The organism is Pedobacter sp. AC212 (assembly GCF_979258625.1).
The window spans coordinates 4,685,278-4,703,813 of record NZ_OZ409870.1; the positions used below are offsets into that span (position 1 = coordinate 4,685,278).

The following is an 18,536-nucleotide window of genomic DNA, read 5'->3' on the forward strand; positions in this document are numbered from 1 at the left end:
ATTAAGACTTTTTAGCATTGTGTGAAACGAGTTTTGCACCGTTACCGTTAAAGCACTTTAGAGCGTACTTCATGACCAACGGTCAATATTTTACTTACCGGGCACTTGGAGGCTATAACTTCAAGCCTTTGTTTCTGATCTTCTGTTAAATTGCCCGTACACGTAATTTCTTCTAAAAAAACATCTTCCGCATTTTCAATGCCCATATTAACTTCCACCTCAATTTTATCTACAGCCCAACCCTTTCTATCTACATACATGCGCAACGTTATGGCCACGCAAGATGCTAGCGAAGCCATTAGTAAACCTTTAGGAGCAAATCCTTTGTGTGTTCCGCCTAATTCTATCGGCTCATCTACGATCACTTCGTGAGATCCGTTTGTTACCGAACATGCATAATGCGCTTTGTTTATCGTTGCTTTTACCATTTAAAATGTATTTGATTTCAAATATTACGTTTTATTTTAAACATAGCGCTATAATTATTAGAAAATGAAGGGTAACCAACTTTTGGCGGTCTGTAGTCCTGCCATTTGCTTTACTTCGTTGTTAACCTCGAAAGGTTAACACTGCGTGCTCGCGTCTCTCAGGTTTATAAACGCTAGCCGGTACCATTAAAATAAACCTGTTCCTGCAATATTATTACGCTATCTCTAATAGGTGATGTAACAAAGGCTAGGTTTTTACCTAGCTGCACAGCTGTTGCCACTTAAACCCGATCTTAGCGAGATGCTCCCGATTTTTTATCGGAGCAGAAGCGAGAGCGGGATGGATGTAAACCAAATGCTGGTGTAATTGCTTTCCAAAACAAAAAATATGAAACATTATTAACTTAGCGTTTGTTGAATTTAAAAGCTCATAATTATGAAATACAGAAAGTTAATCGGAAAATATGTTGCCCACAAATCGACCAATAACGCTCAAGTTGCATTGGCATTGGTGGCTGGCTTAGCTGCAGGGGCAATAGTAAGTATTTTATTTGCACCAGATAGTGGTTCAGGAACAAGAGGTAAAATTGCCAGTGGCGCAAAAAATTTACGCTACGGATTTCAGGATAAATATAACTTGTTAAAGGAAAAGGTTTTTGGTGTAGAAGCAATAGAAAACGATATTGTTGAACATGAAGTGCCGCATTATAAACATACGGTAACCAAAAAACCGAAATCAGACATTAAGGAAATTCTAGAGCATGCGCATGATAATGGGCAGGTTCAGGATGGCCAGGGATAACGCACAATTAGCAAAATAACCTTAATTTTGAGAGGTTATTTTGCTTTATGATATTTATTCTTTCAAAATTATTACTTTTTCTTCTGCAACCCATTATTTGGGTTTTCGCCATATTATTATTTTCAATCTTTACGCGAAAAGAGCGGCGAAAGAAGATACTTTTTATACTGGCAGCCTTACTGTTTTTTGTTTTTTCGAACAGTTTTTTAATCGGAAAAATATACAACGTTTATGAACCCACTTATCCTAAATATCAGACATATGATATAGGGATATTACTAGGTGGTTTTTCTAAATCTACCCAACGTGGCGAACTTGCCGCAAATGAACGTGGAGATCGGCTTATTCAAACTATCTATTTATTTAAAACGGGTGTAATCAAAAAAATCCTGATTAGTGGTGGTTCCGGAAAACTGATTGGCAAAGAATCTATTGAAGCCGATTATGTAGCGAAGTATCTAAAACAGATTGGGATACCAGACTCATCCGTTTTGATTGAGAATAGAAGCAAGAATACGATTGAGAATGCAAAATATAGTGTCGAACTGATCAACAAAAATAAACGGGACGCAACCGTTTTGGTAATCACCAGTGCATGGCACATTCCGCGTTCAAAAATGATTTTTGACAAAGCTTTTAATAAGCAATTGGCTTATTACCCAACAGATTATATCGGCAAGGAAAAATATGATATATCTGACTATTACATGCCTAACGCAGATGCGCTAAGCTATTGGCAATTTATTTTGAAAGAATGGGTTGGATGTGTAGTAGACCGGCTAAGAAGTTAGGCTTGATATTAATATGATATGGATAACTTATCCTTTCAAAATACTGAAGTACCCAAAAAATAATTTAGATAGACAGGTTGCGAACTAAACAATGTAACTTGTATGCCCAAATTACCTTCAACCTTCAACCTTCAACCTTCAACCTTCAACCTTCAACCTTCAACCTTCAACCTTCAACCTTCAACCTTCAACCTTCAACCTTCAACCTTCAACCTTCAACCCTCAACCCTTAACTTTCAACTCTCAACCTTCAACCCTTAACTTTCAATCGCTTTTACAAGCATATCTTTTAACTCCAATAGGTTTTTTTGTGCCACTGAAGAGATAAAAATCGACGGTATCTCTGGCAAATCCTGTTTCATTTCAGCCATAAGTTCTTCATCCAACATATCAGATTTCGTAATGGCCAAAACGTGTGGTTTTTGCATTAATTCAGGATTATAAGATTGAAGCTCACTTTTTAAAATCTCGTATTCTTCTTTGATAGTTCTGCTGGTATCTGCAGGAACCATAAATAACAACACCGAATTACGTTCAATGTGACGCAAGAAACGATATCCTAAACCTTTACCTTTTGAGGCGCCTTCGATAATTCCCGGAATATCGGCCATGACGAAAGATTTGCCTCCGCGATAACTTACAATACCCAAATTAGGAACAATTGTGGTAAACGGATAATCTGCAATTTCTGGTTTAGCAGCCGAAACCACTGACAACAAGGTAGATTTTCCAGCGTTTGGAAACCCAACTAATCCTACATCTGCTAAAACTTTCAGTTCAAGGATATTCCAAACCTCTTTTCCTGGCTCGCCAGGTTGTGCAAAACGTGGAGTTTGCTGTACCGCGTTTTTGAAATGTGCATTTCCTAAACCGCCACGACCGCCAGCAGTTAAAATTTTAGTTTCCCCATCCTTAGTAATTTCAAAAAGAACCTCTCCGGTTTCAGCATCTTTAGCAATTGTTCCCAAAGGCACTTCGAGGATTTCATCCTGACCTTGCTTGCCGAATTTGTGTGAACTTCCGCCGGCACCACCATCCTGGGCAATGATATGCTTACGGTATTTGAGGTGTAATAATGTCCAGATATGAACGCTGCCTTTTACAATGATGTGGCCGCCACGACCACCATCACCGCCATCCGGTCCGCCCATAGAAGTCAAAATATCACGATGTAAATGTGCTGAACCAGCTCCTCCTTTACCAGAACGGCAGCAAATTTTTACATAATCTACGAAATTCGAACCCTGTGACATATTGATTTTAGATTTTAGATTGACGATTTTAGACTAAAAAAATCGATGAACTCTTGTTGTATTATTGTATTTAACGAATCTGATTTACAAAAATCGCTAAAAAACAAACATCCGCAAAAAACAACAACTGTTATTTTTGCGGATGTTAAAATTTATATTTTTATCCTTTAAAATTGATCAATTACTGCGCAAAGATCATTGTATACATTTTCAATTTCTCCAATGCCGTTTACTTTTTTCAACTTTCCTTGTTCTTCATAATAAGGCAAAACATGGATTGTTTTTTCAAAGTATTCTGAGATCCGTTTTTTTAACTTTTCCGCGTCATCATCCGGTCTGCCACTTGTTTTATGACGTTCAGCTATGCGTTTGGTAAGCTCCACCTGATCAACATCTAAAGCAATAACTCCAGCAATCTTGCTTCCTTTACGTTCTAAAAATAAATCGAGTTCTATTGCTTGAGGAACAGTACGAGGAAAACCATCAAATACGAAACCTTTTGCATCAGGATTTTTATCTACTTCTTCTTCAAGCATGGCAATTGTAATTGCATCAGGAACTAACTCTCCATCTGCTAACAATTGACTAACTTTTTTTCCTAATTCTGTTTCACCTTTAACGTGTGCTCTAAAAAGATCGCCTGTTGAAACATGTACCAACTGATATTTTGCAATCAGCTTTTCAGATTGGGTGCCTTTACCCGCCCCTGGAGGGCCAAAGAGAACTAAATTAAGCATTAACGTGGTTTAGGTTGTCTTTAAAATAAACAGTCTTGACAACAAGACATCAACTAATCATGAAAATCGCACAAAGCGCTGCCTTTCAAGGCTGCAAATATATCATTATTAATTTGGATGAGTTTTATAATTGAGAATTTATTTGAAAAACAAGGCAATTTGAAACCTATCTAAATTATTTTGCGAAGAATCTTATGATTTAGGGAATCTTTGCAGAATTTCTAGCAGATTTTTATGCAATTCTCAAAACAAGACTAGTTCATTATAAAAAATTGAACATAAAAAAAGAGGATCTCATTTCGAGATCCTCTTTAAGTGCACTTGTAGGGATTCGAACCCCAAACCTTCTCATCCGTAGTGAGATGCTCTATCCAATTGAGCTACAAATGCAATCTATCTAAAAACTCCCTGCCGCTGCCTGATTTGAGAAAGATTTCTCTACTTCTGGCTTCTTGAAGAGTTTCAAATTCTTCTTTATAAATCAATTCCCAAGGTCTGTCACCCTTCGTCGACCTAGTTGAACCTGCATTATGTTGTAAAAGTCTATTATCAGGGTTTTCTGACATCCCAATATAACGCCTTTTAACTTTTAAACTTCGTAATACATATGCGAAATAACTCACATTTACTCAGTTTAAATATTTCAGGGGTTTTTTAATTGAGCCCTGCCTGCCGGCAGGCAGGTACAAATGCATTTCCGTTTGTTAACGGACTGCAAAGGTAAGATTTGAGATTTAAATTCAAAATAATTTTGAAAAAAAATCTCAAATAAACTTAGCGTTACAGAATATTAAGCTTTCAAAGCATCATCAATCGCCTTAAAATCAGGCAAATCTTTGGCGTCTTCTAAAACTTCAGCATAAGCTATTTTTCCTTCCTCATCTATCACAAAAGCTGCTCTTTTGGAAACGCCTTTTAAACCGAACACAAATTCTGGGTAGATAGCACCAAACGATTCAGATACTTCCTTATTAAAATCAGACAATAACGGGAACTGATAATTTTGCACTTCTTTAAATTTGGCTAAAGAAAATGGAGAATCTACAGAAATTCCTAAAACTTGCGCATCAATTCCTTCGTAGAAACTGAAATTGTCTCTCATTGTACAAAGTTGTTCGGTACACGTACCCGTAAAAGCCATCGGGAAGAAGTGTATGATTACTTTTTTTCCTTTGAATGCAGATAAAGACACTTCCGCTAAATCTGAACTGTATAATTTAAAATCTGGGGCCTGATCGCCTATTTGTAATGACATATATTTATTATTGTTAAATTGTTTAATTGTTTGAATTGCTGGAATAAATTGGCTAACTGATAAATTGCGGTACAAAGTTTCGAAAAGAAAGAGCTTACGGATTTGTCTATTTCCTAATTTCCATCTCCCCCGTTTTTCTATTTTCCATTTCCTATTCCCTACTTTCTAATTTTCATCTGCTCATCCACGATCTTCAAACCTCCCTCAAAACTATGCGGCCGGTAATCCAAGTCGTTTATCGCTTTATCTAATACAAAACCGGTTCTCATTGGTCTCCTCGCCGTTTGGTTTAAGCCGACAGAACTTACTTCTGAAATAACCGATTGATCCAATGCCCAATAATCGGCAACTTTTCGCACTAAATCTGCAATGCTCATGTAATCTTTGCCAGATACATGATAAATTCCTTTGGCTTTTTTTTCAACAGCTAACAAACAAGCCTCCGCCAAATCTTCAGCTAAGGTTGGCATTCGCCATTGATCATTTACAACGTTTATTGGCAAACCTTTCTCCAATGCCCCCTTTGCCCACAATACAATGTTGCTTCTGCTCATATCACTGGTAATGCCATAAACCAAAATCGTTCTTATGACTACCCAATTTGCTGTCGATTTCTTAATTATTTCTTCGGTCAAAACTTTCGATTCGCCATAATAACTCACGGGGTTAACCGGATCAGCTTCTTTATATGGCCCTTCTTCCCCATTAAAAACAAAATCGGTACTTAAATGAATCAATTGGATATTTTTTTCTTCGCATAGCGATAAAAGATTTTGAACCGCTACTACATTTAATTGATAACACAACTCTTTATCCGCTTCGGCGGTATCTACATTGGTCATTGCCGCGGTATGAATGATGGCGTCTGGCTGATATTTATTTATAACTTCTTCAACCTGTTGCGGATTGAGAATATCCATTTCAGTATATTCATAGCCGGCTTTGACTGGATAACGGTTTATACCTTTTGATGTGGCTACTAACCTCACCCTACCCTCTGTCAAAATTTTTTCTGTTAATTTCTGACCTAAAAGTCCATTGCTACCGGTAGTTAAAATTGTTTTCATCGATTGATTTTATACCGCTAAACTACCCATTAAAATCGCCTAAGAAAAATTTGTAATATATATTTAAAATTTACTAATAATAACTTAACTTTGCCAACCGAATTGGAGCCCTTACAAACAGCTTTAATTCATTGACTGTAATAAATTTACTCACAACAGATATGCCTAACTTAGGAAAAATAGCACAAATTATCGGCCCAGTGGTTGACGTTAGCTTTGCTGATGATGCCCATCTACCTAAAATTTTCGATGCGTTAGAGATAACAAAAGAAAATGGACAAAAAATTGTTTTAGAAGTTCAACAGCATTTAGGCGAAGATCGCGTACGTGCAATCTCTATGGATTCTACTGATGGTTTAGTTCGTGGAATGAAGGTACTTGATACTGGTTCAGCGATTAAAATGCCAGTGGGCGATCAAATTAAAGGTCGTTTATTTAACGTAGTAGGTGATGCGATTGACGGTATTACTGCTGTAGATAAAACTGGCGGTCGTCCGATCCATGCTACTCCTCCTAAGTTCGAAGATTTATCAACTGAAACTGAGGTACTTTTCACAGGTATTAAAGTAATCGATTTATTAGAGCCTTATGCAAAAGGTGGTAAAATTGGTTTATTCGGTGGTGCTGGTGTAGGTAAAACGGTATTAATTATGGAGTTGGTAAACAACATCGCTAAAGCTTATGCTGGTTTATCAGTATTCGCAGGTGTTGGTGAGCGTACTCGTGAGGGTAACGATTTACTTCGTGAATTTATAGAATCAGGCGTAATCAACTACGGTGACGATTTCTTACACTCAATGGAAAAAGGTGGATGGGATTTGAAAGCAGTTGATACTGAAAAATTAAAAGAATCTAAAGCAACATTGGTTTTCGGTCAAATGAACGAGCCTCCTGGTGCACGTGCTCGTGTAGCATTATCAGGATTAACAGTTGCAGAATATTTCCGTGATGGTGATGGCGAAGGTGCTGGAAAAGACATCCTTTTCTTCGTTGATAACATCTTCCGTTTCACTCAGGCAGGTTCTGAGGTATCGGCTTTATTAGGCCGTATGCCATCTGCAGTAGGTTACCAACCAACATTGGCAACTGAAATGGGTTTAATGCAAGAGCGTATTACTTCAACTAAACGTGGTTCAATTACATCTGTACAGGCTGTTTATGTACCTGCGGATGATTTAACTGACCCTGCACCGGCAACAACATTTGCCCACTTAGATGCAACTACAGTACTTTCTCGTAAAATTGCTGAGCTTGGTATTTATCCGGCGGTAGATCCATTAGATTCTACTTCACGTATCCTTTCTCCTGCTGTTTTAGGCGATGAGCATTACAACACTGCACAACGCGTTAAAGAAACTTTACAACGTTATAAAGAATTACAAGATATCATCGCGATTTTAGGTATGGACGAATTATCTGAAGAAGATAAATTAGTAGTATCAAGAGCTCGTCGTGTGCAACGTTTCTTATCTCAACCTTTCCACGTAGCTGAGCAATTTACAGGCTTAAAAGGTGTGTTGGTTGATATTAAAGATACCATCAAAGGTTTCAACATGATTATGGATGGTGAAGTTGATGAGTATCCAGAAGCTGCATTTAACTTAGTTGGTAGCATTGAAGATGCTATTGAAAAAGGTAAAAAGTTATTGGCAGAAGCTAATTAGTATATAGTAGTTAGTACTTAGTATACAGATACGGTCTCTAGCCTAAGTACTACCTCAATAATTTATTTAGCGAACTAGTCTAATTACTAGTTACTAAATACTAACTACTAAAGAAATGAATTTAGAAATATTAACTCCAGATAAAAAAGTTTTCGAAGGTGAAGTAACAGCAGTTACCGTTCCGGGTACTTTAGGTTCTTTTCAGATTTTGAAAGACCATGCGGCGATCATCTCAACTTTAGAAGATGGAGAAGTTATTATCAAAGCTGGCAAAGCCGATGAGCAACGTTTTTTCATAAAAGGCGGTGTTGTTGAAGCCATCCACAACAAAATTGTTGTTTTGGCTGAAGGTATTGCTTAAATAAAATTAGTGCTGAATTTATTTTAGCATCATTATAGAAAGCCTTTCCGATTAATTTCGGGAAGGCTTTTTTGTTATAGTTACTGCTTAGAATTTGAACATTTCTCCAACCATAAGTCACATTTAGGAAGAAAATAGTAAATTTTACAATGCAAGCATAACAAACATACCGTATACCGTTTTGATATTCGGTATACCACCAACGGCATTAAATCACTAATTCCGTTTCTATAAAGAATAACATTCTGCTTAAACATAAAATTTAAAAATATTGTTCTTATTTAACTTTTTTCTGATTTCGCTTGCATATTAATGAACCAAAAACTAAATTGGTATTTATAAAGCATCAGAAAATAATGACAATTCAAAACAACAATCTTTTCAAAATCAGCACCGCAAATGCGGGCGGAAATATTGTGTTGTTATTTGTCATTATTCTAAACCTCCTACTCCTAATTTTAGGAAAGAAGACGGGCAGCTTTTAAATAGATTTAAAAAACTAAATATACCTAAAGCGTCCTGATACAAACAGGACGCTTTTTTTAAATAACAAAACGCAGTATTATGAAGTACTACAATTCTAATACGATTATTTATCTTGATGGAAGGTTCGAAAAAGCCGTAGATAGTGGCACCGACCTTTATGGCCAGTCGTTACACTATGGTTATGCGGCGTTCGAAGGTATCAGAGCATATAAAACGCACAATGGAAATCGGATTTTCAAAGCCGCTGCCCATTTTGACCGTTTAGAGCGTTCTTGCCAGCTGGCAAATATTCCTTTCCCATGGGATAAACAAGAATTAATTAAAGAAACCTACAAGCTTCTTTCTTTAAATAAGCTTAAGGATGCCTATATCCGTCCGTTGGTTTTTTGCCATCCAAACATGAAACTGACTGGACCAAGTGGGGTTTCGATACTGATTTGCGCCTGGGATTGGGAAGCTTATTCAGGGAATAAACTTTTAAAGCTCACCATCTCCGATTACGAAAGACCAAACCCGAAATCGACTCCGATGGAGGCTAAGTTAAGTGGAAACTATGTAAACTCTATTTTGGCAACTACTGCGGCCAACATAAAGGGCTATGATGATGCGCTACTGTTAGATATGCATGGATTTGTTGCAGAATCTTCGGGTGCGAACATTTTCTTAGAGAAAGATGGAAAATTATACACTCCATCGTTGGGTAATATTTTACCAGGCATTACCCGGGCAACGGTTAAAGAACTTTGTAGTGTATTAGATATCGAATGCATCGAGAAAAAATTGACCGTTGAAGATTTGAAAAATGCGGATAGCGCCTTCCTATGTGGTACTGCCACCGAAATTGCAGGTATTGCCTCTATTGACGATATCGTTTTCCGCACTCTGTGGAGAGAATCTATCGGTTATACCATACAAAGAGCTTATAAAAACCTTGTGCTAGAAAAAGTAAACTACGAGGTGATTATTTAGTATCAAGTATCTAGACAGATTGCAAAACATTACAACCTTAAAACATTACAACATTACCACCAATTACTAAACAATGAGCGAATTAAACAAGTACAGTAAAACATTTACACAAGACCCAACACAACCTGCTGCACAAGCTATGTTATATGGAATCGGATTAACCGATGCAGATATGGCAAAGGCACAAGTCGGAATTGCTAGTATGGGTTACGATGGCAACACCTGCAACATGCACCTTAACGATCTTGCAAAAGATGTTAAAGCAGGGGTCTGGAAAAATGATTTAGTGGGCTTGGTTTTTAATACCATTGGCGTAAGTGATGGGATGAGTAACGGAACAGATGGGATGCGTTACTCATTGGTTAGTCGCGATGTAATTGCTGACAGTATCGAAACCATTTGCGGTGGACAATATTATGATGGAATTATCTCCATTCCAGGCTGTGACAAAAACATGCCGGGAGCAATCATGGCTATGGCCCGTTTAGATCGTCCATCAATTATGGTTTACGGCGGAACAATTGCTCCAGGACATTATAAAGGCGAAGAATTAAATATAGTTTCAGCATTTGAAGCATTAGGACAAAAAATCTGTGGTAATTTATCTGAAGAAGATTATCAGGGAATTATAAAACATACTTGTCCGGGCGCAGGTGCATGTGGTGGAATGTACACTGCAAACACCATGGCGTCAGCTATCGAAGCGTTAGGTATGAGTTTGCCTTATTCCTCTTCAAACCCGGCAATTAGTCCGGAGAAGAAGCAAGAGTGTTTAGATGCCGGAAAATACATCAAGATATTATTAGAAAAAGATATCAAACCATCTGATATTATGACGAGGAAGGCATTTGAAAATGCCATCCGTTCGATCATTATTTTAGGAGGAAGCACCAATGCAGTACTACATTTTATTGCAATGGGTAAAGCTATCGGAGTTGAAATTACCCAGGATGATTTCCAGAGAATGAGCGATGTAACTCCGGTTTTAGCTGATTTTAAACCAAGTGGAAAATACCTGATGCAAGATTTACACCAATACGGTGGCATTCCTGCAGTATTGAAATTCTTATTGAATGAAGGTTTGTTACATGGCGATTGCTTGACCGTAACTGGAAAAACTATGGCTGAAAACTTGGCTGATGTGAAATCAATTATGGATTATGATCAGAAAATCATTCAGAAACTAAGTGAACCAATCAAACCAACAGGTCACTTACAAATTCTTTATGGAAATTTAGCGGAGAAAGGTTCAGTTGCAAAGATTTCTGGTAAAGAGGGCGAAAAATTTGAAGGTCCGGCACGTGTGTTTGACGGTGAACATGATTTAATTGCTGGTATTTCTAGCGGTCGTGTTCAACCGGGTGATGTAATTGTAATCAAAAACTCTGGCCCAGTTGGTGCTCCAGGTATGCCTGAAATGTTAAAGCCAACTTCAGCCATTATCGGTGCGGGTTTAGGTAAATCGGTTGCTTTAATTACCGATGGTCGCTTTTCTGGTGGAACACACGGCTTTGTAGTAGGTCACATCACGCCAGAATCTTATAAAGGAGGTTTAATTGGTTTGGTTGAAGATAATGATCCGATTTTAATCGACGCCGTTAATAACATTATCAGTCTCCAGGTAAGCGATGAGATTATCGCAGAGCGAAGAAGCAGATATGTGCAACCGGCACTAAAGGTAACAAAAGGCGTGCTTTATAAATATGCTAAAACAGTATCAGATGCAGCAAGTGGTTGTGTAACTGACGAATATTAAATTTTGAGGTCATCCCGACTATAAATCAATATTAAACTTAAAGATATGCAGATTATTAAGAGCATTCAAAGTAGAATTTATATGATTCGGGGTGAAAGAGTAATGTTAGATTTCGATTTAGCTTTGCTTTATGAAGTTGAAACAAAGTTTTGAATCAAGCGGTTAAGCGTAACATACGACGCTTTCCGGAAGATTTTATGTTTCAATTAACAATAGAAGAGTGGGGAAATTTGAGGTTTCAAATTGAAACCTCAAATGAAATTACCCCGTCCTCACAGATTGTGATAATGAACCGGTCACAAATTGTGACCGGTTCCCAAAAACACCGTGGGAACCTACCATACGCTTTTACAGAGCAGGGTGTAGCCATGCTAAGTGGGGTTTTGAGAAGTGAAAGGGCAATTAATATGAACATTGCCATTATGAGAGCATTTGTAGATATTCGCAAAATTTTGCTAAAACAAAGCAATATTAATGAACAGCTACTTGAAATTAAAGAGCGACTTGGAGAGCATGATGTTCAATTAAGCGAACTCTACGATGCAATGGATAACATGCTCGACGAAAAAATTGCTCAATTAAAATGGAAAGATAGGGAGCGGATTGGGTATAAAATTAAAGAATAATAGAACCGTAAAAACATAATTATGGAAACTGCACAAGATACGATACAACAAACCGAGGCGAAAGCAGAAGCTTCAAAAACTTTATTCAAAGGAACAGGTTCGCAGGTTTTGTTGAATGGATTAATTGAAGAAGGCGTAACCACCATCTTCGGCTATCCGGGCGGCGCTATCATGCCAATTTACGATGCACTTTACGATTACGCAGACAAATTAGAACATATTTTGGTTCGCCATGAGCAAGGTGGCATTCATGCGGCTCAAGGTTTCGCCAGAAGCAGTGGAAAAGTAGGCGTATGCTTCGCGACGAGCGGTCCGGGTGCTACAAACTTAGTTACTGGTTTGGCTGATGCGCAAATTGATAGTACACCTTTGGTTTGTATCACTGGGCAGGTTTTTGCACATTTATTGGGAACCGATGCTTTTCAGGAAACGGATGTGATTAATATTACAACCCCCGTTACTAAATGGAATTATCAGGTTACCGATGCTAAAGAGATCCCGGAGGTTTTGGCTAAAGCATTTTATATCGCAAAAAGTGGCAGACCAGGACCAGTTTTAATTGACATTACTAAGAACGCACAATTACAGGTTGAGGAATTTCCTGAATATGTAAAATGTAATCATATCCGTTCTTATCGCCCAAAACCAAAAGTTAGGGTTGAATATATTGAGCAAGCGGCAGCATTAATCAATGCAGCAAAAAAACCATTTGTATTATTCGGACAGGGCGTTATTTTAGGCAAAGCGGAAGCAGAGTTCAAAGTGTTTCTTGAGAAATCTGGCATCCCAGCTGCCTGGACAATCATGGGTGATGGCGCAATTCCAACTTCACACCCATTAAATGTGGGTATGCTTGGGATGCATGGCAATTACGGTCCGAATGTTTTGACTAATGAATGTGATGTATTAATCGCGATTGGAATGCGTTTCGATGACCGCGTAACTGGCCGTTTAGACAAATATGCCAAACAGGCAAAGGTAATTCATTTCGATATCGACCCTGCTGAAATTGATAAAAATGTAAAGGCAGAAGTAGGTGTTTGGGGCGATTGTAAAGAAACCCTACCCCTATTAACCAATCTTGTTAATGAAAGCAAACACGAAGAATGGTTAGCGAAATTCAAAGATTATAATCAGCAAGAAATAGACCAGGTCATTACGCCAGAGCTTCATCCAACAAGTGATGAAATGACTATGGGCGAAGTATTGCGTAATATCAATGAAATCTGCGGCGGCGATGCTATAATCGTAACCGATGTTGGTCAACACCAAATGGTTGCCTGCCGTTATGCCAAATTTAATAATACCCGCAGCAACATCACTTCTGGTGGTTTGGGTACCATGGGCTTCGGCTTGCCGGCCGCAATTGGTGCAAAATATGGTGCGCCAGATAAAACGGTTATCGCAATTATCGGTGATGGAGGTTTCCAAATGACACCACAGGAACTGGGAACCATTATGCAGTTTGGTGCGGCAGTAAAAATTTTGATTTTGAATAATCGCTTTTTAGGAATGGTTCGCCAATGGCAACAATTATTCCACGATAAACGATACTCTTTTGTAAACATTACCAGTCCTGATTTTGTGGCCCTGGCTAAAGCATATTACATCGAGGCCGATAAAGTTGATGAACGTGCCAACTTAAGAAAAGCTTTGGAAACGATGATCAATCACGAAGGTTCTTACCTTTTAGAAGTGATGGTTGGAAGAGAAAATAACGTTTTCCCAATGGTTCCACAAGGAATGAGCGTAAGTGAAATTAGGTTGAAATAGTTAAGATAAAAGAACAACGAGCAAGGAATAAAGATAAAAAAAGGCATGATGTCTTTTATCCTTGTTCCTTTATCCTTAATCCAATAAACATGAGTACTGAAAATACAATACAACATACAATAGATAAAGCTGATATCGACGGGAAGCAAGAGTACACCATCACCGTGTATGCTGAAAATCGCATTGGTTTATTAAACAGGATTGCGATTATTTTCTCGAAAAGAAAAATTAATATCGAAAGTTTAAATAGTTCTGCTTCCGAAATCGATGGTATCCACCGTTTCAACATCGTCATTACCGAAAGTTATGAAGTGGTGCGGAAACTTGCCCGTCAAATTGAAAAGCAAATTGAAGTTCTGAAAGTCTATTTCAATACCAATGAAGAAATTATCTGGCAGGAACTAGCCCTGTACAAGGTTTCTACAGATGAAATTGCGGAAAAAGTAACCGTAGAACGTTTGCTTAGACAATATGGCGCAAGTGCCGTGGTAATCCGTAAAGATTATACCGTTTTTGCCGTAACTGGCCACAGAGAAGAAACCGATGCGCTAGTGAAAGCACTTGAGCCTTACGAACTGATTGAGTTTGTACGTTCTGCAAGGGTTGCGATTATTAAAGATAGCGCTGGTTTCCACGAGAAACTGAAAGAATTTGAGGCCTTTGAACCCGGGGAAGAACTGGTAGAAAATGAGTTTTTAGATAAAGGCGAGAAGATATTTACAATGTAAATGAATACGACGTTAGAAGTTGTAAGTTATAAGTTCAGCACGTAAACCGTATAACTTAAAACCTAAAACAATAGAAAAAATGAACGAAATATTTGATTTTATAAATACGTCACGCAAAGCCTTTATTCAGTTAATAGATGGCTTAACGATTGAGCAATTGAATGAAATCCCTGAAGGTTACAACAACAATATCATTTGGAATTTCGGGCACATTGTAGTGAGCACACAAACCCTTTGCTATGTACGTAGCGGTATTTTGGCAGATACAAGCTCGGTAAAGTTTAACGAATTCTACAAGAAAGACACTCGGCCAACATACACTGTAACGATGGAAGAAGTTGAGGAATTAAAAGCTTTAGCACTTGATAGCGTTGAAAAGATAAAAGAAGATTATGCGAATGGCGTTTTTGCAAACATCACGCCTTTTTCAACTTCCACCTATGGAGCAGAGATGAAAAGCATAGAAGAAGTGCTGGTTACCACTATAGGACACGATAATGTGCATTACGGATATGCCTGGGCACTGAAGAAAGCGTAGAAAGGGTTTAGGGTTAGCGAAAAGACGAAAGCTAACACACTCGTCATTGCGAGGAACGAAGCAATCTTAATGCGATAGTTTAAAACCTAGCGATAGTTATAGGATGGCTTCGTTCCTCGCAATGACGACCGCACATAACATATCGGTCAATTATTCCGAAAAGAAAAACTGTTTCGTGAAACCACGGACTTGACAATAATATTATTAGAAAATAGAACCATAAAATAAATAACAAAAACGATGTCAAATTATTTTAACACATTACCTCTAAGAGAAAAATTGAACCAACTGGGTGTTTGCGATTTCATGGATAGCAACGAGTTTTTAGATGGCGTTAGCGCTTTGAAAGGCAAAAAGCTGGTGATTGTTGGCTGCGGTGCTCAAGGCTTAAATCAAGGTTTAAATTTAAGAGATAGTGGTTTAGATGTAAGCTACACATTGCGCAAAGAGGCGATTGAAGGCAAAAGAGATTCATGGAAAAATGCCACCGAAAACAACTTCAAAGTGGGTACTTACGAGGAGTTAATTCCAACTGCCGATGTGGTAATTAACCTTACACCAGATAAACAACACACTGCCGTTGTAAACGCAATTATGCCTTTAATGAAGGAAGGTGCAACGTTATCTTACTCGCACGGTTTCAACATTGTGGAAGAAGGCATGCAAATCCGTAAAGATTTAACGGTTATTATGGTGGCACCAAAATGCCCAGGTAGCGAGGTTAGAGCAGAATATGTTCGTGGTTTCGGTGTACCAACTTTAATTGCTGTACATCCAGAAAACGATCCTCAAGGTAAAGGGTTAGCACAGGCTAAAGCGTATTGCGTAGGCACTGGCGGGCACAGAGCTGGTGTTTTAAAATCATCTTTCGTGGCTGAGGTTAAATCTGATTTAATGGGCGAGCAAACCATCCTTTGTGGTTTATTGCAAACTGGCTCTATCCTATCTTTCGATAAAATGGTAGAGAAAGGAATCGATGCTTGTTATGCATCCAAATTGGTTCAATATGGTGTTGAGGTAATTACTGAGGCTCTAAAGCAAGGAGGTATTACTGCAATGATGGACAGATTAAGCAATGTTGCTAAAATCAAGGCTTTCGAAATTTCCGAAGAATTGAAAGACATTATGCGTCCTTTATTCCAAAAGCACCAGGATGATATTATGAGTGGTGAGTTTAGCCGCACGATGATGGAAGATTGGGCTGCTGGTGATAAAAATTTGTTGAAATGGAGAGCTGAAACTGGTGAAACGGCTTTCGAAAAAACGCCTGCTGGCGATGTTAAAATCGGTGAGCAAGAATACTTCGACAATTATTTATTAATGGTTGCTTTCGTTCGTGCAGGTGTTGAATTGGCTTTCGAAACAATGGTGCAAGCAGGGATTAAACCAGAAAGTGCTTACTACGAAAGCTTACACGAAACACCTCTTATTGCTAACACCATTGCTCGTAAGAAATTATTTGAAATGAACCGTGTAATTTCTGATACTGCTGAATATGGTTGTTATTTATTCGACCAGGCTTGTAAACCACTATTAGCCGATTTCATGAAAAAAGTGGATACTGATTTAGTGGGTAAAAACTTTAACGACGGTAAAGATGGTGCTGTAGATAATCGAAAATTAATTGATGTTAACGAGGCTATCCGCTCGCATGAGGTAGAACAAATTGGTGCTACTTTGCGTAAAGCGATGACTGCTATGAAAGCGATTAAAACGGCATAACCCCCAACCCCCTGAAGGGGGTTTTAAATACAAAACCAAACCTCGCAGGTTTTAAAAACCTGCGAGGTTTAAAAAAGATTAACAAGATGTCAAAAACATTAGTAGAAAAAATTTGGGATGCACACGTTGTAAAAAGCGAAGAGGGATTTCCTGATATTTTATACATTGATACACACTTAATACACGAGGTAACTTCTCCGCAGGCTTTTGATGGTCTGCGCAAAAGAGGTTTGCCTGTCTTACGTCCGAAACAAACGGTGGCAACTGCCGACCATAACGTGCCAACTTTAAACCAGTTACAGCCAATTAAAGAAGAGCTTTCTCGATACCAGGTAGATATGCTGACCAAAAATTGTGCAGAATTTGGGATTGAATTGTATGGCTTAGGTCATCCTTTTCAAGGCATTGTCCACGTAATCGGGCCTGAATTGGGTATTACCTTACCAGGAAAAACGATGGTTTGTGGAGATAGTCACACCTCAACACATGGTGCTTTTGGCGCAATTGCTTTCGGTATCGGAACCTCGCAAGTGGAGCAGGTTTTTGCAACGCAATGTTTATTGCAATCAAAACCTAAAACCATGAAAATTGAGGTTAACGGCGAATTAGGAAAAGGTGTTGGTGCAAAAGACATTATCCTTTACATCATCTCTCAAATTTCTGCAGCTGGTGGCACGGGTTATTTCATTGAGTATGCGGGTTCTGCAATTGAAGCTTTAAGTATGGAAGCCCGAATGACGATCTGCAACATGAGCATAGAAATGGGTGCCAGAGGTGGATTAATTGCACCAGATCAAACTACTTTCGATTATATTAAAGGAAGAGAATTTGCGCCAGCTGGCGAAGAGTGGGATAAAGCTTTGGCTTATTGGAAAACTTTATATAGCGATGCTGATGCGAAATTCGATAGTGTATTAACTTTCGATGCAGCAGATATTGCGCCAATGATTACCTACGGAACCAATCCGGGAATGGGAATGGGAATTCAAGAACATATCCCTGCAACCAATGCTCAACCTGAGAAAGAAAAACTTTCTTATCAAAAGGCGTTAGATTACATGGGTTTTGATGATGATGCGTCGTTAATTGGAAAACCTGTTGATTATGTTTTCATTGGAAGTTGTACCAACTCTCGTATAGAAGATTTACGCGAAGTAGCTGATTTTGTAAAGGATAAACGCAAAGCGGATAACGTAACGGTTTGGATTGTTCCGGGCTCTAAACAAGTAGAGCAACAGGCTAAAAACGAAGGATTAGACAAAATTTTCGAAGCAGCAGGTTTCCAATTACGTGAACCAGGTTGCAGTGCTTGTTTAGGGATGAATGAAGATAAAATTCCAGCTGGAAAATATTGCGTTTCTACATCGAACAGAAATTTTGAAGGTAGACAAGGACAGAATGCCAGAACGTTACTGGCCAGTCCGCTAACAGCTGCTGCCGCTGCCGTAACCGGCGTGATCACGGATGTTAGAGAAATGCTTGAACCGGTAGAAGGTGGCCTAACCTAGTCGTCATTGCGAGGCACGAAGCAATCTATTTTACATGAGAGATTGCTTCGTACCTCGCAATGACGAAAAGTT

General features: G+C 38.5%; 17 protein-coding genes, 1 tRNA gene and 1 pseudogene. 12 read left to right on the forward strand and 7 right to left on the reverse strand.

The window, feature by feature from the left end; genetic code table 11:
* Positions 1 to 47: 47 nt before the first annotated feature.
* Positions 48 to 428 (reverse strand): OsmC family protein, encoded by a 381-nt coding sequence (locus ACZZZC_RS20065; RefSeq protein ID WP_463488040.1) that lies wholly within the window; start codon positions 426 to 428, stop codon positions 48 to 50.
* A 436-nt stretch (positions 429 to 864) separates the two neighbouring features.
* On the opposite strand from ACZZZC_RS20065, the gene ACZZZC_RS20070 reads away from it, so the two are divergent.
* Positions 865 to 1,230 carry a YtxH domain-containing protein gene (locus ACZZZC_RS20070; RefSeq protein ID WP_463483754.1) on the forward strand — a complete coding sequence of 122 codons (366 nt, stop codon included), beginning with the start codon at positions 865 to 867 and terminating at the stop codon, positions 1,228 to 1,230.
* A 47-nt stretch (positions 1,231 to 1,277) separates the two neighbouring features.
* Complete coding sequence (locus ACZZZC_RS20075; protein ID WP_463488041.1) at positions 1,278 to 2,021, forward strand: YdcF family protein; 744 nt, start codon at positions 1,278 to 1,280, stop codon at positions 2,019 to 2,021.
* A gap of 257 nt (positions 2,022 to 2,278) precedes the next feature.
* Here the strand turns inward: ACZZZC_RS20075 and obgE are convergent, their stop codons facing one another.
* From obgE to ACZZZC_RS20105, 6 genes are all read right to left on the reverse strand, one after another.
* Positions 2,279 to 3,274 carry a GTPase ObgE gene (obgE, locus tag ACZZZC_RS20080; RefSeq protein WP_463488042.1) on the reverse strand — a complete coding sequence of 332 codons (996 nt, stop codon included), beginning with the start codon at positions 3,272 to 3,274 and terminating at the stop codon, positions 2,279 to 2,281.
* Positions 3,275 to 3,441: 167 nt separating this feature from the next.
* On the reverse strand, positions 3,442 to 4,011 hold the full coding sequence (locus ACZZZC_RS20085; protein ID WP_056851595.1) for an adenylate kinase: 570 nt from the start codon (positions 4,009 to 4,011) through the stop codon (positions 3,442 to 3,444).
* Between the two features lie 316 nt (positions 4,012 to 4,327).
* Positions 4,328 to 4,401: transfer RNA gene (locus ACZZZC_RS20090), tRNA-Arg, on the reverse strand.
* Complete coding sequence (locus ACZZZC_RS20095; protein ID WP_463483757.1) at positions 4,392 to 4,634, reverse strand: GIY-YIG nuclease family protein; 243 nt, start codon at positions 4,632 to 4,634, stop codon at positions 4,392 to 4,394. The genes ACZZZC_RS20090 and ACZZZC_RS20095 overlap by 10 nt, the downstream gene beginning before the upstream one ends.
* A 167-nt stretch (positions 4,635 to 4,801) precedes the next feature.
* On the reverse strand, positions 4,802 to 5,266 hold the full coding sequence (locus ACZZZC_RS20100; RefSeq protein ID WP_463483758.1) for a redoxin domain-containing protein: 465 nt from the start codon (positions 5,264 to 5,266) through the stop codon (positions 4,802 to 4,804).
* A 158-nt stretch (positions 5,267 to 5,424) separates the two neighbouring features.
* On the reverse strand, positions 5,425 to 6,333 hold the full coding sequence (locus ACZZZC_RS20105) for an SDR family oxidoreductase (RefSeq protein WP_463488043.1): 909 nt from the start codon (positions 6,331 to 6,333) through the stop codon (positions 5,425 to 5,427).
* A 161-nt stretch (positions 6,334 to 6,494) separates the two neighbouring features.
* Here ACZZZC_RS20105 and atpD point away from each other — a divergent pair, with 161 nt between their 5' ends.
* The 10 genes and pseudogenes from atpD to leuC all read left to right on the forward strand — a co-directional run bounded on the left by atpD (position 6,495) and on the right by leuC (position 18,464).
* Positions 6,495 to 7,997: a F0F1 ATP synthase subunit beta gene (gene atpD, locus ACZZZC_RS20110; RefSeq protein ID WP_463486283.1), complete on the forward strand. Its 1,503-nt coding sequence runs from the start codon at positions 6,495 to 6,497 to the stop codon at positions 7,995 to 7,997.
* Positions 7,998 to 8,112: 115 nt separating this feature from the next.
* Complete coding sequence (gene atpC, locus ACZZZC_RS20115) at positions 8,113 to 8,358, forward strand: ATP synthase F1 subunit epsilon (protein ID WP_231425138.1); 246 nt, start codon at positions 8,113 to 8,115, stop codon at positions 8,356 to 8,358.
* Positions 8,359 to 8,922: 564 nt separating this feature from the next.
* The gene (locus ACZZZC_RS20120; protein WP_463488044.1) at positions 8,923 to 9,813 is read left to right on the forward strand and encodes an aminotransferase class IV; all 891 of its coding nucleotides are present in this window, start codon (positions 8,923 to 8,925) and stop codon (positions 9,811 to 9,813) included.
* 73 nt (positions 9,814 to 9,886) lie between these two features.
* A complete protein-coding gene (gene ilvD, locus ACZZZC_RS20125; RefSeq protein ID WP_463483761.1) occupies positions 9,887 to 11,569 on the forward strand; it encodes a dihydroxy-acid dehydratase in 1,683 nt (560 codons plus the stop codon).
* 102 nt (positions 11,570 to 11,671) lie between these two features.
* Positions 11,672 to 12,195, forward strand: a pseudogene (locus ACZZZC_RS20130) (ORF6N domain-containing protein).
* A gap of 21 nt (positions 12,196 to 12,216) precedes the next feature.
* Positions 12,217 to 13,968 carry a biosynthetic-type acetolactate synthase large subunit gene (gene ilvB / locus ACZZZC_RS20135; RefSeq protein WP_463483763.1) on the forward strand — a complete coding sequence of 584 codons (1,752 nt, stop codon included), beginning with the start codon at positions 12,217 to 12,219 and terminating at the stop codon, positions 13,966 to 13,968.
* Positions 13,969 to 14,057: 89 nt separating this feature from the next.
* Positions 14,058 to 14,696 carry an acetolactate synthase small subunit gene (ilvN, locus tag ACZZZC_RS20140; RefSeq protein ID WP_056851585.1) on the forward strand — a complete coding sequence of 213 codons (639 nt, stop codon included), beginning with the start codon at positions 14,058 to 14,060 and terminating at the stop codon, positions 14,694 to 14,696.
* Positions 14,697 to 14,775: 79 nt separating this feature from the next.
* Complete coding sequence (locus ACZZZC_RS20145) at positions 14,776 to 15,234, forward strand: DinB family protein (RefSeq protein ID WP_463483764.1); 459 nt, start codon at positions 14,776 to 14,778, stop codon at positions 15,232 to 15,234.
* 240 nt (positions 15,235 to 15,474) lie between these two features.
* On the forward strand, positions 15,475 to 16,956 hold the full coding sequence (ilvC, locus tag ACZZZC_RS20150) for a ketol-acid reductoisomerase (RefSeq protein WP_463483765.1): 1,482 nt from the start codon (positions 15,475 to 15,477) through the stop codon (positions 16,954 to 16,956).
* Between the two features lie 86 nt (positions 16,957 to 17,042).
* A complete protein-coding gene (gene leuC, locus ACZZZC_RS20155; protein ID WP_463483766.1) occupies positions 17,043 to 18,464 on the forward strand; it encodes a 3-isopropylmalate dehydratase large subunit in 1,422 nt (473 codons plus the stop codon).
* Positions 18,465 to 18,536 lie beyond the last annotated feature (72 nt).